Origin of the sequence: Mesorhizobium sp. B2-4-17 (assembly GCF_006441275.1) — a bacterium.
In the GTDB taxonomy this organism is placed as follows: Bacteria; Pseudomonadota; Alphaproteobacteria; order Rhizobiales; family Rhizobiaceae; genus Mesorhizobium.
This window is the reverse complement of record NZ_VFUX01000030.1, coordinates 1-13,962: the sequence shown is the minus strand read 5'-3', so window position 1 is coordinate 13,962 and position 13,962 is coordinate 1. Positions and strand designations below refer to the sequence as shown.

At 63.4% G+C, this 13,962-nt stretch carries 13 protein-coding genes; 12 read left to right on the top strand and 1 reads right to left on the bottom strand.

Annotated elements, in window-relative coordinates:
- Positions 1-50: 50 nt before the first annotated feature.
- From FJ548_RS22510 to FJ548_RS22470, 9 genes are all read left to right on the top strand, one after another.
- Positions 51-1,343, top strand: coding sequence for a cyclopropane-fatty-acyl-phospholipid synthase family protein (locus FJ548_RS22510; protein WP_140779007.1), 1,293 nt, complete (start codon positions 51-53; stop codon positions 1,341-1,343).
- A 92-nt stretch (positions 1,344-1,435) separates the two neighbouring features.
- On the top strand, positions 1,436-1,759 hold the full coding sequence (locus FJ548_RS22505) for a YnfA family protein (protein ID WP_140779006.1): 324 nt from the start codon (positions 1,436-1,438) through the stop codon (positions 1,757-1,759).
- Position 1,760: 1 nt separating this feature from the next.
- Positions 1,761-2,738, top strand: coding sequence for a small ribosomal subunit Rsm22 family protein (locus tag FJ548_RS22500; protein WP_140779005.1), 978 nt, complete (start codon positions 1,761-1,763; stop codon positions 2,736-2,738).
- 220 nt (positions 2,739-2,958) lie between these two features.
- The gene (locus FJ548_RS22495; RefSeq protein ID WP_140610843.1) at positions 2,959-4,449 is read left to right on the top strand and encodes a replicative DNA helicase; all 1,491 of its coding nucleotides are present in this window, start codon (positions 2,959-2,961) and stop codon (positions 4,447-4,449) included.
- 231 nt (positions 4,450-4,680) lie between these two features.
- The gene (gene radA / locus FJ548_RS22490) at positions 4,681-6,084 is read left to right on the top strand and encodes a DNA repair protein RadA (protein WP_140696380.1); all 1,404 of its coding nucleotides are present in this window, start codon (positions 4,681-4,683) and stop codon (positions 6,082-6,084) included.
- A gap of 47 nt (positions 6,085-6,131) precedes the next feature.
- Positions 6,132-6,806, top strand: a complete 675-nt coding sequence (locus FJ548_RS22485; protein WP_140610845.1) for a CvpA family protein — start codon at positions 6,132-6,134, stop codon at positions 6,804-6,806.
- A 105-nt stretch (positions 6,807-6,911) separates the two neighbouring features.
- Complete coding sequence (gene purF, locus FJ548_RS22480) at positions 6,912-8,381, top strand: amidophosphoribosyltransferase (protein WP_140610846.1); 1,470 nt, start codon at positions 6,912-6,914, stop codon at positions 8,379-8,381.
- A 47-nt stretch (positions 8,382-8,428) separates the two neighbouring features.
- A complete protein-coding gene (locus FJ548_RS22475; RefSeq protein WP_140610847.1) occupies positions 8,429-9,169 on the top strand; it encodes an SDR family NAD(P)-dependent oxidoreductase in 741 nt (246 codons plus the stop codon).
- 169 nt (positions 9,170-9,338) lie between these two features.
- Positions 9,339-9,557: a hypothetical protein gene (locus FJ548_RS22470; RefSeq protein WP_140610848.1), complete on the top strand. Its 219-nt coding sequence runs from the start codon at positions 9,339-9,341 to the stop codon at positions 9,555-9,557.
- Positions 9,558-9,710: 153 nt separating this feature from the next.
- Here FJ548_RS22470 and FJ548_RS22465 read toward each other — a convergent pair whose 3' ends face one another.
- The gene (locus FJ548_RS22465; protein ID WP_140610849.1) at positions 9,711-10,217 is read right to left on the bottom strand and encodes an OsmC family protein; all 507 of its coding nucleotides are present in this window, start codon (positions 10,215-10,217) and stop codon (positions 9,711-9,713) included.
- A 376-nt stretch (positions 10,218-10,593) separates the two neighbouring features.
- Here FJ548_RS22465 and FJ548_RS22460 point away from each other — a divergent pair, with 376 nt between their 5' ends.
- The 3 genes from FJ548_RS22460 to FJ548_RS22450 all read left to right on the top strand — a co-directional run bounded on the left by FJ548_RS22460 (position 10,594) and on the right by FJ548_RS22450 (position 13,891).
- Complete coding sequence (locus FJ548_RS22460) at positions 10,594-11,910, top strand: peptidase S10 (RefSeq protein WP_246678739.1); 1,317 nt, start codon at positions 10,594-10,596, stop codon at positions 11,908-11,910.
- 127 nt (positions 11,911-12,037) lie between these two features.
- A complete protein-coding gene (locus tag FJ548_RS22455) occupies positions 12,038-12,925 on the top strand; it encodes a DMT family transporter (protein WP_140610851.1) in 888 nt (295 codons plus the stop codon).
- Between the two features lie 60 nt (positions 12,926-12,985).
- Complete coding sequence (locus FJ548_RS22450; RefSeq protein ID WP_140767496.1) at positions 12,986-13,891, top strand: DMT family transporter; 906 nt, start codon at positions 12,986-12,988, stop codon at positions 13,889-13,891.
- The last annotated feature ends 71 nt before the right edge of the window (positions 13,892-13,962 follow it).

Below are 13,962 nucleotides of genomic sequence, written 5' to 3'. Positions count from 1 at the left end.
TATTGATGCAGAATAGGACAGCCTGTCTGACCGTGAGGGGACATCTGAGCATGAATATTCTGTTGAAGCGCATTCTCGACCGCCTGGTGCGCTCGGGCAATCTCAAGGTAACCGGGCCCAAAGGCGCGACGTTCACCTTCGGCGACGGCAGCGGCGAGCCGGTGCACATGCACATCAAGACCAGGCATGCCGAACGCGCCATCACTTTCGATCCGATGCTGGCGGTGCCTGAATCCTACATGGACGGCGAGCTCGACATTCTCGAGGGCGGTGTACTTGGATTGATGCGCATTGCCTTCCAGAACATGGGCAGCGGCGGCATCGACGCGACCTGGTCGAAAGCCATCGAGGGCCTGCGCCACGCCTTCCGCCGGCTGCAGCAGATCAACACCACCTCGCGCTCGCGCCGCAACGTGCAGCGCCACTACGATCTTTCGGGCGAGCTCTATCGGCTTTTCCTCGACGAGGACATGCAGTATTCCTGCGCCTATTTCGAGCAGCCGGACATGACGCTGGACGAGGCCCAGGCGGCCAAGAAACGGCATATCGCCGCCAAGCTCAGACTGAAGGCCGGCCAGACCGTGCTCGACATCGGCTCCGGCTGGGGCGGGCTCGGCCTCTATCTCGCCAAGGCGTTCGACGTCGACGTGCAGGGCGTGACGCTGTCGACGGAACAGCATGGCGTCGCCACCGACCGTGCGCACGCGCAAGGCCTGGAAAACCACGTCCATTTCGAGCTGAAGGATTATCGCGAGCTCAACGAACGCTTCGACCGCATCGTCTCGGTCGGCATGTTCGAGCATGTCGGCGTCAACCACTTCCGGACCTTCTTCGACAAGGCGGCAACGTTGCTGAAGCCCGATGGCGTGATGCTTCTGCACACGATCGGCCGCTCCGGCGTGCCGTGGGCGACCAGCGCCTTCATCCGGAAGTATATTTTCCCGGGCGGCTACATACCGGCAATGTCGGAAGTGCTGCCGGCAATCGAGAAGTCCGGCCTCGTGGTCACGGACATCGAGATCCTGCGGCTCCACTATGCCGATACGCTGAAGCATTGGGGCGAGCGCTTCGCCGCCAACCGCGACAAGGCCAGGGCGATCTATGACGAACGCTTCTGCCGCATGTGGGAATTTTATCTCGCCGCTTCGGAAGCCGCGTTCCGCTGGCAGGACCTGGTCATTTTCCAGTTCCAGATCGCCAAGAAGAACGACACGCTGCCGATGACCCGTGACTACATGGCCAAATGTGAAAAGGCGCTGGAAATGCGCGACATGGGCCACCGCGAAGCGGCTCCCGTCGAGAAACCCGCCAAGCCCGCCCGCCGCCGCAAGGTGGCGGAGTAGGCACACCATCGGCACGCCGTTCGCCATTGGCGCTTGCCATTCCCGGCCCCTGCCCTGAGAAAGGCCTCGTGAATCGTCGCGAGGCCTTTTTCATGACCTACATCCTCTATGCCGTCGCAGCACTGGCCGAGATCGCCGGCTGTTTTTCGGTGTGGGCCTGGTGGCGGCTGGAACGGTCGCCGCTGTGGCTGGCGCCAGGCTTCGTGTCGCTGCTTCTGTTCGCCTGGCTTCTGGCGCTGGTCGACAGCAATGCCGCGGGCCGCGCCTATGCCGCTTATGGCGGGATCTACATCGTTGCCTCGTTGGCCTGGCTGTGGCTGGTGGAAGACGTACGGCCCGACCGCTGGGATTTTGCCGGTGCCGCGCTTTGCATCGTCGGAGCTTCGGTTATCCTGCTCGCACCGCGAGGGGCATAGCGTGGAATTGCCAGCATCTCTTCGACAAGCTGTCGATCGTATCCTGGAAAGGGTTCCGCTGCCGGAGCTGAAGCAGGCGGCGAAAACCCTGTCAGACCGCTACCGGGCCGAACTTCGCGACGGCCGTCTGCACATGGCTCAGGACATGGCGGTCAAGGCTTATCTGGCGGCGCGGCTGCCGGCGACTTATGCCGCGGTCCGCGCCAGCCTTGGCGCTTTGAATGAGGCCCGGCCGGATTTCATGCCGAAAACCTTGATCGATGTTGGCGCTGGCCCTGGTACGGTGCTTTGGGCCACCAGCGATCTCTGGCCTGATCTCGAACAGGCCGTGCTGCTGGAAGCAAGTGCCGCGGTGCGCAAGGTCGGCGAGATGCTCGCCGCCGATGCGATTGCCGCCCGAACCATCTGGCAGGCCGGTGACGTCACGATCGACCTTGGTGACGTTGAGTCGGCAGACCTCGTTACATGCGCCTATGTGCTGGACGAGATCGTGCCGGCATCCCTGCCCAAAATGGTCGACCGGCTATGGCAGCTCACGAAAGACACATTGCTGATCGTCGAACCGGGCACGCCGGCGGGCTGGCAGCGAATTCTGACAGTGCGCACGCAATTGATCGCGGACGGCGCGCATCTGCTGGCGCCTTGTCCGCACCAGGCACCCTGCCCGCTCAGCCCGCCCGACTGGTGCCACTTTTCCCGCCGCGTCGCCCGCTCGCGCCTGCACCGGCTGGCCAAGGACGCCGAGGTGCCGTGGGAAGACGAGAAATTCATTTTTGTCGCCGCGTCGCGTCAGCCGGCCGCCTATCGAGCGGCGCGTGTGATTGCGCCGCCGAAATCCGGCTCCGGCAAGGTGTCGCTGAAACTTTGCGAGCCGGACGGAGGCGCGGGCGAAAAGCTGTTTACGAAGCGGGATGGGGACGTGTTCAGGCTGGCCAGGCGCCTGGACTGGGGCGATGCCATGGAACCCGGCACCACTTAAGTGGCCGATTGTTCTTGCTTCGTTCCATGGCCTCGCATAAGAATCGAAGCCCGCCGAGTCAACCGGAATCGGGGCACAGGAACACTGTCCTGTGGACGGTTTGCCGTCCCTGTGAACAAACGGGGCATCGGGGCCGTTTGGTCGTACGGTGATGCAGAAAGGTCAGCATGGTTTCGCCTCGTTCTGATATCGAAAGGCCGGGATCGAAATCGGGGGTATCATGGCAGAGGCAGCGCGAAAATTCGGCGTGGCGGAGCAACCGCTTTATCGCGAGGCGCCGAACAACATTGAGGCGGAGCAGGCGCTGCTCGGCGCGATTCTCGTCAATAACGATGCCTTCTACCGTGTCTCCGACTTCCTGAAACCGAGCCATTTCTACGAGCCCCTGCACCGCAGGATCTTTGAAGTCGCGGCTGAGCTCATCCGCATGGGCAAGGTGGCGACGCCGATTACCTTGAAGACCTTTCTGCCGGCCGACGAGAAGGTCGGCGACATGACGGTGGCGCAATATGTCGTGCGGCTGGCGGTGGAAGCCGTCACCGTCGTCAACGCCACCGACTATGGCCGCGCCATCTATGATCTGGCGACGCGCCGCGCGCTGATCACCGTCGGCGAGGATATGGTCAACATCGCTTATGACGCGCCGGTCGACATGTCGCCTTCCGAGCAGATCGAGGACGCCGAACGCCGCCTGTTCGAACTGGCCGAAACCGGACGCTATGATGGCGGCTTCGAGAGCTTCACCGACGCGGTCAAGACCGCCGTCGACATGGCGAACGCAGCCTATATGCGCGACGGCGGTCTGTCGGGCCTGGCCACCGGCATGCGCGACCTCGACCGCCGCATGGGCGGCCTGCAACCCTCCGACCTGATCGTCCTTGCCGGCCGTCCGGGCATGGGTAAGACGTCGCTCGCCACCAACATCGCCTTCAATGTCGCCGAGGCCTATGTGCCGGCACAACAGGCCGACGGCTCGTTCAAGGCGGCCAATGGCGGCGTCGTCGGGTTCTTCTCGCTCGAAATGTCGTCCGAACAGCTCGCAACACGTATCATTTCCGAACAGACGGAAATCTCTTCGTCGAAGATCCGCCGCGGCGAAATCAGTGAAATGGACTTCGAAAAGCTGGTCGCCTGTTCGCAGACCATGCAGAAGATTCCCCTTTTCATCGACCAGACCGGCGGCATCTCGATCGCGCAATTGTCTGCCCGCGCGCGCCGCCTGAAGCGCCAGCGCGGCCTCGACCTCATCGTCATCGACTATATCCAGCTGATGCAAGGGTCCAGCGCCAAGGCATCGCAGAACCGCGTCCAGGAAATCACCGAGATCACCACGGGCCTGAAGGCCTTGGCAAAAGAGCTGACCGTGCCGATCATCGCGCTCTCACAGCTGTCGCGTCAGGTCGAAAGCCGCGACGACAAGCGCCCGCAGCTCTCGGACTTGCGCGAATCCGGTTCGATCGAGCAGGACGCCGACGTCGTGATCTTCGTGTACCGCGAAGAATACTATCTCAAGAACCGCGAGCCGAAGCTTGGCACCGAGGAATACGTCAAGTGGGAAAACGAGATGAACGAGATGCGCGGCAAGGCCGAGGTCATCGTCGCCAAGCAGCGCCACGGGCCGACGGGCACGGTCACGCTGGCCTTCCACGGTGAATTCACACGCTTCTCCGACCTCGCCGAGGAGCATCATATTGCGGAGAGGTTCGAGTAGCTTCTTGAGAAAGGTCTCATTCCTTCGCGCCCCCCTCTGTCCTGCCGGACATCTCCCCCTCAAGGGGGGAGATCGGCAATTTCGATTCTGTCGCTCACCTTGCAACGATGACGATAGGCGAAAGCCGTCGCGACATCCGATCTCCCCCCTTGAGGGGAAGATTGCCGGCTGGCCAGAGGAGAGCGCTGTCCCGCCAAGCTATCCAGCGATGTTCGAATCGGACCGCGCCTGATGGCCAAATCCCGCGTTCAATTCATCTGCCAGAATTGCGGATCGGTGCATCAGCGCTGGGCCGGCAAATGCGATGCCTGCGGCGAGTGGAACACGCTGGTCGAGGAGGGCACGTCCGGCGGTATCGGCTCGGGGCCAGCCAACACCCGCAACGCCCGCAAGGGCCGTGCGGTGGTGTTGACCACGCTTTCCGGCGATATCGAGGATGCGCCGCGCATCGTCTCGGGCATTGGCGAACTCGACCGCGCCACCGGCGGCGGTTTCGTGCGCGGTTCGGCGCTGCTGGTCGGCGGTGATCCCGGCATCGGCAAGTCGACGCTGCTCACCCAGGCCGCCGCCGCTCTTGCCTCGAGAGGCCACCGCATCGTCTATGTCTCAGGCGAAGAAGCCGTCGCGCAGATCAGGCTTCGCGCGCAGCGCCTCGGCGTCGCGTCCACCCCGGTCGAGTTGGCGGCGGAAACCAATGTCGAGGACATCCTCGCCACCATCGCGGACGGCAAGCGCCCGGACCTCGTCATTCTCGATTCGATCCAGACGCTTTGGACCGATCTTGCCGATTCGGCGCCAGGCACCGTTACCCAGGTGCGTGCCGCCGCCCAGGCGATGATCCGTTACGCCAAATCCACAGGTGCGGCGATCGTTCTCGTCGGCCATGTCACCAAGGAAGGCCAGATCGCGGGCCCGCGCGTGGTCGAGCACATGGTTGACGGCGTGCTCTATTTCGAGGGCGAAGGCGGCCACCACTACCGCATCCTGCGCACGGTGAAGAACCGCTTCGGACCGACCGACGAGATCGGCGTCTTCGAAATGTCGGACAAGGGCTTGCGCGAAGTCTCCAACCCATCGGAGCTGTTCCTTGGCGAGCGGCATGCGAAATCGCCCGGTGCGGCCGTTTTCGCCGGCATGGAGGGCACAAGGCCCGTTCTGGTCGAGATCCAGGCGCTGGTCGCGCCGTCCTCGCTCGGCACGCCGCGCCGGGCGGTGGTCGGCTGGGACGGGGCGCGGCTGTCGATGGTGCTGGCGGTGCTGGAGGCGCATTGCGGCGTTCGCTTCGGCCAGCACGACGTCTATCTCAACGTCGCCGGCGGCTATCGCATCAGCGAGCCGGCGGCCGATCTCGCGGTCGCCGCAGCACTGGTTTCCTCGCTCACCGGTCTTGCCCTTCCCGCCGATTGCGTCTATTTCGGCGAAATCAGCCTATCGGGCGCGGTGAGGCCGGTTGCGCATGCGCAACAGCGCCTCAAGGAAGCCGAAAAGCTGGGTTTTGGTAGCGCGGTTCTGCCCTTGGGCAGCGAGGAACTTGCTGGAGGGATCGGGGCCGGCGCTTTCCAGCCCACCGAGCTTACCGACCTCGTGGCGCGCATAGCCGGCTCGCGGCGCAGCCGCGCCGACGATGAAGAGTGACGCGGCTCGTCGAGCCGTGAAAAAGAGATCGGAGTGGGGCGAAAGACATGCCGATTACGCTGCTTGACGGAATTCTCGTCGGCTTCACCCTGGTCTCGGCGATGCTCGCCATGGTTCGCGGCTTCTCGCGCGAGGTCCTGTCGGTCGTCTCGTGGGCGGCGGCAGCAGCGGCGGCTTTCTTCTTCTACAAACCGGTCCTGCCCTATCTGAAGCCTTACATCGAAAATGAGAAGATCGCGATGGCGGCCTCCGCCGGCGTCGTCTTCATCATCGCGCTGATCGTCGTCTCGGTCATCACCATGAAGCTCGCCGACTGGATCATCGATTCCCGCATCGGCGCGCTCGACCGGACACTTGGCTTCCTCTATGGCGCCGCGCGCGGCATCCTGGTGGTGGCGGTGGCACTTTTGTTCTTCAACTGGCTGGCCGGCGCCAAGGCTCCGGCCTGGGTCACGGATGCCAAATCGCGGCCGTTGCTGGAATCGATAGGCGCCAAGATCGAGAACCTGCTGCCAGCCGACACCGAAAACGCAATTCTCAAGAAGTTCAGCCCGAAAACAGGCGCCGAGACCCCGGCTGCGCCCGATGCACCGGCGGCGGATGCGCCAGCGGCGGATGCGCCGACAACAGGTGACGACGCCAATGCGCCGGCTCCTGACGATAATGACGCCGGCCCGGCGGACAACACGGCCAAGCCGGCGCCGGCAGCACCTGCTAACTGACGCCCCAAACGGGGCGCCAGAACGTGCGACCATGTGAAGGACTGCAGGCAGTGCGTTGCTTTCGACGCGCGAGCGCCTTATATGGCGATTTTAGCGGAGCTTAAGATGGCAGACGCAGACGACGTGCTTTCCGCCGAGGCCGACGACCATTTCCATGACGAATGCGGCGTGTTCGGCATTTTCGGCCGGCAAGACGCGGCAGCCATCGTCACGCTAGGCCTGCACGCGCTGCAGCATCGCGGCCAGGAGGCGGCCGGTATCGTTTCCTATGACGGCACGCAGTTCCATGTCGAACGCCATGTTGGCCTGATCGGCGACACATTCACCAAACAACGGGTCATCGACAGCCTGCAGGGCAACCGGGCCATTGGTCACACACGCTACGCCACGACCGGCGGCGCCGGCATGCGCAACATTCAGCCCTTCTTCGCCGAACTCGCCGATGGCGGCTTTGCCGTCGCCCATAACGGCAATTTGACCAATGCCATGACAGTGCAGCGTGCATTGCAGAAGCAAGGCGCGATCTTCTCTTCCACTTCCGACACCGAGACGCTCCTGCATCTGGTGGCGACCAGCAAGGAACGGGATCTCAACTCGCGCTTCATTGATGCGGTACGGCAGGTCGAGGGCGCTTTTTCGCTGGTGGCGATGACAGCCAAGAAGATGATCGGCTGCCGCGATCCACTCGGTATCCGCCCGCTGGTGCTGGGCGATCTCGACGGCGCATGGATCCTTGCCTCCGAAACCTGCGCTCTCGACATTATCGGCGCGCGCTTCGTGCGCGACCTGAAACCCGGCGAGATGGTCGTCATCACCTCCAAGGGCATTGAAAGCCTGTTTCCGTTCGAGCCGCAGAAGACCCGCTTCTGCATCTTCGAATATGTCTATTTCGCCCGGCCGGACTCTTCGGTCGAAGGCCGCAACGTTTACGAGGTGCGCAAGCGCATCGGCGCCGAACTGGCGCAGGAAAACCCTGTCGAGGCCGACATTGTCGTGCCGGTGCCGGATTCCGGCACACCGGCGGCAATCGGCTTCAGCCAGGCGGCGGGCATACCCTTCGAACTCGGCATCATCCGCAACCATTATGTCGGCCGCACCTTCATCCAGCCCGGCGATTCGATCCGCCACATGGGCGTCAAGCTGAAGCATAATGCCAACCGCCGCATGATCGAGGGCAAGCGCGTGGTTCTGGTCGACGATTCGATCGTGCGCGGCACCACCAGCCAGAAGATCGTGCAGATGGTTCGTGACGCCGGCGCCAAGGAGGTGCATATGCGCATCGCCTCGCCGCCGACCAGCGCCTCCTGCTTCTACGGCGTCGACACGCCGGAGAAGTCGAAGCTTCTGGCTTCGCGCATGTCCGTGCAGGAAATGGCTGAATTCATCCGCGTCGATTCACTCGGCTTCCTGTCGATCGACGGCCTCTACCGCGCCGTCGGCGAGGCCGGCCGCGACAGTGAGCAGCCGCAATTCTGCGATGCCTGCTTCACCGGCCAGTATCCGACCCGCCTGCTCGACTTCGAAGGCCACGACAATGTGCGCACCCTGTCACTGCTGGCGACGAGCGGGTCGTAGGATTGCCGGACCATCATCAGCCCAGGCAGACTTCCGGAATCCATCGCATGACCCTCGACCTTACCGGCCGCGTCGCGGTCGTCACCGGCGCCTCGCGCGGCATAGGCTATTTCATCGCCAGGGAACTGGCGGCCGCCGGTGCCCATGTGATTGCGGTTGCGCGCACTGTTGGCGGACTGGAAGAGCTCGACGATCAGATCAAGGCAGGCGGCGGCCAGGCAACGCTGGTGCCGCTCGACCTCGCCGACATGGCCGGCATCGACCGGCTGGGCGGCGCCATCCACGAGCGCTGGGGCAAGCTCGACATCCTCGTCGCCAATGCCGGCGTGCTCGGCGTCATCTCGCCGATCGGCCATGTCGAGGCCAAGACCTTCGAAAAGGTGATAACCATCAACGTGACCTCGACCTGGCGGCTGATCCGCTCGGTCGACCCTCTGCTGCGGCTCTCGGATGCCGGCAGGGCCATCATTCTTTCTTCCAATACCGCGCATTCGGCGCGCGCCTTCTGGGCGCCTTACGCAGCGTCGAAGGCGGCGGTCGAAACCATGATGCGCTCCTGGGCGCATGAGACGCAAAGCCTGCCGTTGCGAGTCAACGCCGCCGATCCAGGCGCCACCCGCACCGCGATGCGAGCCCAGGCCGTCCCCGGTGAGGATCCGGAGACGCTGCCGCATCCTTCAGAGATCGCCAAGCGCATCGTGCCGCTGGCCAGCCCCGAGTTGAAGGAAACCGGGCTGATCTTCCAAGCCAAGCACAACCGCTTCGTCGCTTATAAGCAGCCGGAATAACCAAGGGCTGCAAGACGCTGGTTTCAGAAATCCGCCGGATCATCACGCGGCTGTGGTTTAAGGTGGAAAGGCCGCGCCGCGGTCATGCTTTCGTCATTTCCGCGGAGTTGGTAGAATCGTAGCGACTCCCACAACAAGCGCCCGAGCTGGGCAGAACAAGGAAATTCCCATGGCTTCGACCGCAGCGTTGGTCTGGTATCTGGTAATCGCCGGCCCGCAGGGTGGCATGGTGGTGCTGCCCAGCACCTTCGACAAGCGTGAACAATGCACCGCCGCCATCACCGAATATCAGAAGCAGCCGACACCGACCGGCTGGTCTATCCAATGCGTGCCGAGTGCCTCGCCCTTCACCGACGAGGGCGATGCCGAACAGCCGTCAGCCCAGTAAAGCTTAATCTCCCCCTTAAGGTGGAGACGGCCGGCAGCCAGAGGAGGTCGCCGCGCATGAAGCGCCGGCCTCCTTTATTCATCAGGAAGTCGCGTCAGGACGTACCGGCCCCTCTATCGCCCTTGGCGACATCTCCCCCTCGATGGGGGTTCATCAGCGCTGGGCCGTCACCATCAGTTCCGGCTTCTGATTGATGGTTTGGAACACCACGCAATAGCGCTCGGTCAGTTTCAGCAGTGAGTCGATACGCTCCTGCGTTTCATTCGTGTCGAGATTGAAATTGAGCCGGATGGCACGAAAACCGACCGGTGCGTCCTTGGCGACACCGAGCGTGCCGCGAAAATCAAGATCCCCTTCGGCTTCCACCGTGGCGGTGCCGAGCTTGAACTCGAGCGCCGTCGCCACCGCCTTCAGCGTTACCCCGGCGCAGGCCACCAGGGCTTCGAGCAGCATGTCGCCGGAGCAGAGCTCAAGCCCTGAGCCTCCCGTTGCCGGATGCAGGCCGGCGATTGCCAGCGCCCTGCCCGTCTCCACCTTGCAGGCGATCGACTGGTCGTCGAGGCTGCCCCGGGCCTTCAGCGTGATCAACGCACGCGAAGCATCGTCGCGGTAGACCTCCTTGAGCGGTGCCTGCATGGCTTTGAGTGCGGTGGCGTCCATTTTCCATTCCTTTCGGGGTCTTTTCGCGTTGATAGCATTGTCTTGCGAGGCATGTGCAAATCCTGGGACATGCTGGCGAAGGAACGCGGCGGTAATTGTGCCGAACCACTGACTCGACGTTTCCTTTGACTTCGACCGCCCCAGCCATACCTATGCGGCAGTCGTTCTCGCGGAGGCACCATGCCGCTCAAACTGAAACCGGTCCCTCTCATCGTTTTGATGCTTGCCGCCATTGCGCAGCCCGTGCTTGCCGAGACCACCGAGCGGCCGGTACCCACAGGCGGGGTGCTGTCGCTGCTGCCGCAGCCGCAGACTACCAATCATTCGATCACGCTAGCCGGACGCAAGCTCGACTATCAGGCAAAGGCCGGCACGCTTGTCGCTGCGTTCCGGCAAGGGCGACGTCACGGCGGAGATGTTCTATGTCGCCTATGTGTTGCAGCCGCCGGCGACCCCGGTAAAGGAGCCAAGACGCCCCATCACTTTCGTGTTCAATGGCGGCCCGGGAGCAGCTTCCGCTTATCTGCATATCGGCGCGCTCGGCCCGCGCATAATCGCAACCGGCGCCGGTGGCGAATTCCTGCCCCCGCCGCAAAAGCTGATCGACAATCCGGACAGTTGGCTCGACATGACCGACCTCGTCTTCGTCGATCCGGTCGGAACCGGCTACAGCCGTGAAGCACCGGGCCAGGACACGCATGATTTCTGGGGTGTCAATCAGGATGCCAGTTCGATGGGCGCTTTCATCCGGCTGTATCTCGCGCAGAACGGCCGCACGGGATCGCCGCTGTTCCTCGCCGGGGAAAGTTATGGCGGGTTCCGGGCGGCACTGCTGGCACGGACCCTGCAGGAAGACATCGGTGTCGGCCCGAGCGGCATCGTGCTGATCTCGCCGGCGCTGGAATTCATGCTGGTGCTGCCCGACCAGTTCGAGCCGCTGCATTGGGCGCTCGAACTGCCTTCGCTGGCGGCGGCACGGCTGAGTGCCGACGGCGTTGCCGGCGAGGCGCTGCGGGCCAAGCTCGCCGAGATCGAGCGATATGCATTGGGCGACTATCTCACCGCGATTGCGAGCGGACTGGAGGAAGGCGGGCGAGTTGCGAGCAAGCGTGTGGCGGAAATCACCGGGCTGCCGCTCGATGTCGTGCAGCGGAATTTTGCGCGCATCCCGACCGACCTGTTCGCAAGGGAGTTTGCCCGCGCCAGAGGTAAAGTGCTCAGTCCCTATGACGCCATGATCGGCACGGCCGACATCGCGCCCGAGAATGCTCGCATTGCTGGCCCCGATCCGGTGCTCGACCGCAGCGTGCCGGCGCTGACTTCGGCTTTCGTCGGCTATGTCCGCGACGAGCTGAATTTCCGCACCGACGTCAGCTATCGGCTGCTCAACGGGGAGATCACCCGCAGTTGGGATTACGGCACCTCGCGGCAGGGGTATGCCGGTGTGATGACCGATCTGCAGCGAGCGCGGGCGCTCAACCCATCGCTGGGCATCGTGATCGTCAACGGCTATACCGACCTGGTCACACCCTATCTGGCCTCACGCTATCTGGTAAGCCAGCTGCCCTCACTTGCCGATACCAAGCCCATTCGCCTCGATGTTGTCGAAGGTGGGCACATGATGTACTTGCGCCCGGACGGCCGGCGGGCGCTGAAGGATGCGGCCTCGGAACTCTATCAAGCCACGCAGTGAGCGCGTTGGCGCTGCCCCAACGCATGCCTGGCGCTGGAATAGCGCCGCGCAGGCTTTCCCCCGTATAGCTGATGGCAGCGGAGCCGACGGGGCAGGAACCGCCATCACGCAAGCAGTCCGACGCCGCATGGCCGATATCGCTATTCTCGAAACACGCGAAAGGGTTCTCGGCGGAATCCTTTTGACCGGCGCCGCCTACTTGCTGTTTTCGACGCAGGACGCCTCGATCAAGCTGCTGGTCACCGGCCTGACGGTCTGGCAGATCATGTTCTTCCGCAGCATCACCGTTCTCGGCGCTTGCGCGGTGATCGGCGGGCGGGCGCTGTTTGCCGACACGGTGCGCTCGCCGATCGTACGGCCAATGCTGGTGCGCAGTGCCTTCACGCTCGCCGCCTGGCTTTGTTATTATAATGCCGCCCGCAGCCTGCAGCTCGCCGAACTGACCACTGTCTACTACACGGCCCCGATCATCGTCACCGTGCTTTCGGTGTTCTTGCTCGGCGAAATGGTGCCGTTGCTGCGCTGGCTGGCGGTATTGATCGGCTTTGCCGGCGTCTTCGTCGCTTGCGACCCCACCCATCTCGGTCTGTCCGTTCCGGTGCTGCTGGTACTGGCGGCGGCTCTCCTATGGGCCATCGCCATCGTACTCCTGCGCAAGACGGCGCTTGCCGAACGCTCGATGGTCCAGCTCCTTCTCAACAATTTCTATTTCCTGGTGTTTTCGGCGGCGCCGGCTCTGTTGTGGTGGCATGCGCCGGACCTGCCTCAGTTGCTGCTTCTTGCCAGCGTCGGCGCGCTCGGCGGCCTGGCGCAATATCTTCTCTTCGAAGGCATGAAACGCACGCCGGCATCGATCCTCGCCCCACTCGAATATAGTTCGCTGTTGTGGGCGTTCGCGCTCGGCTTCGCGATCTGGGGCGACGTGCCGCGCCGCGAGGTTTTCCTGGGCGCCGCCCTTATCGTCGCCGCCGGCCTGCTGATCGTGGGCGGCGAGCATTTCCGCAAGCGGTTGTGATGTGGATGGCCTTCACTGCTGACATGACGATGGCAGGACATGGCGAGATAGGCTGGCGGCATGACTGACATGGCGGCTACGACCGAGACCACCGAACGCACGCTTGGCATCATATTGGTGTCGTCATCGGCTGCCGTGTTCGGTCTGACCGGTGTGCTGACCAAGTCGATCCATGCCGATCCGCTGACGATCACCTGCTGGCGCGGCTTTGTCGGCTCGATCCTGATCAGCCTCTATGTGCTGTGGCGCCGCAACCGCTCGGGCAGCCGTGAAACACTGCGGCTTGGCTGGCGCGGCTGGCTGCTGGCGGTGGAAGGCGCGCTCGCCAGCATCGCCTTCATTTCCGCCTTCAAGTTCACTTTCGTCGCCAATGTCGCGGTCATCTATGCGACGTCGCCCTTCATTGCCGCCCTGCTGGCCTGGGTGCTGGTACGCGAACCTTTCCGCCTGCAGACGATGGTCGCGGCCGCCGTCTCGCTATGCGGCGTGGCTATCATGGTCTGGTCGGGATTCGGCACCGGGAAGCTGTTCGGCGACGGGCTGGCGCTGCTGATGACGATCGGCAGCGCGCTCTACATGATCATGGTGCGCGCCTTCCGCGACACGCCCGTGGTGTGGGCCGGCGCGGTTTCGGCCTTCCTGTTGTTCATGCTCGGCTGGTTTGTCACTGATCCCCTGGCCGTCTCTGCAAGGGACGCCGTTCTGCTTGTAACGTTCGGCGCTTCCTTCGCATTGGCTTCCATCCTGTGGACGGAGGGCGCACGGCTTATCCCGGCGCCTGAATCCGGCCTGCTCGGCTCGGCGGAAGTGCCGTTCGCGATCCTGTTTGCCTTCCTGTTCCTGGCCGAGATCCCACCGATGGCCAGCATGATCGGCGGTGCCATCGTGCTCTGCGCGGTGTTCGCCCATGCTGGCCGCGACTGGCTGGCGGCCCGCTCCCAACAGGTCGCGTCAAATATTTCTTAAAAAAGTGACACGGGCACGGAACCATTACCGGACTCGGACATTATTGGTGCGACGGGCCACCCCCCCAAGTC

Excerpts from the sequence above, each read along its gene's own strand:
- radA (WP_140696380.1), top strand. The coding sequence starts at position 4,681 with ATGGCCAAATCCCGCGTTCAATTCATCTGCCAGAATTGCGGATCGGTG.
- FJ548_RS22450 (WP_140767496.1), top strand. The coding sequence starts at position 12,986 with ATGACTGACATGGCGGCTACGACCGAGACCACCGAACGCACGCTTGGC.
- FJ548_RS22475 (WP_140610847.1), top strand. The coding sequence starts at position 8,429 with ATGACCCTCGACCTTACCGGCCGCGTCGCGGTCGTCACCGGCGCCTCG.
- FJ548_RS22470 (WP_140610848.1), top strand. The coding sequence starts at position 9,339 with ATGGCTTCGACCGCAGCGTTGGTCTGGTATCTGGTAATCGCCGGCCCG.
- FJ548_RS22505 (WP_140779006.1), top strand. The coding sequence starts at position 1,436 with ATGACCTACATCCTCTATGCCGTCGCAGCACTGGCCGAGATCGCCGGC.
- FJ548_RS22465 (WP_140610849.1), bottom strand. The coding sequence starts at position 10,217 with ATGGACGCCACCGCACTCAAAGCCATGCAGGCACCGCTCAAGGAGGTC.
- FJ548_RS22455 (WP_140610851.1), top strand. The coding sequence starts at position 12,038 with ATGGCCGATATCGCTATTCTCGAAACACGCGAAAGGGTTCTCGGCGGA.
- purF (WP_140610846.1), top strand. The coding sequence starts at position 6,912 with ATGGCAGACGCAGACGACGTGCTTTCCGCCGAGGCCGACGACCATTTC.
- FJ548_RS22510 (WP_140779007.1), top strand. The coding sequence starts at position 51 with ATGAATATTCTGTTGAAGCGCATTCTCGACCGCCTGGTGCGCTCGGGC.
- FJ548_RS22485 (WP_140610845.1), top strand. The coding sequence starts at position 6,132 with ATGCCGATTACGCTGCTTGACGGAATTCTCGTCGGCTTCACCCTGGTC.
- FJ548_RS22495 (WP_140610843.1), top strand. The coding sequence starts at position 2,959 with ATGGCAGAGGCAGCGCGAAAATTCGGCGTGGCGGAGCAACCGCTTTAT.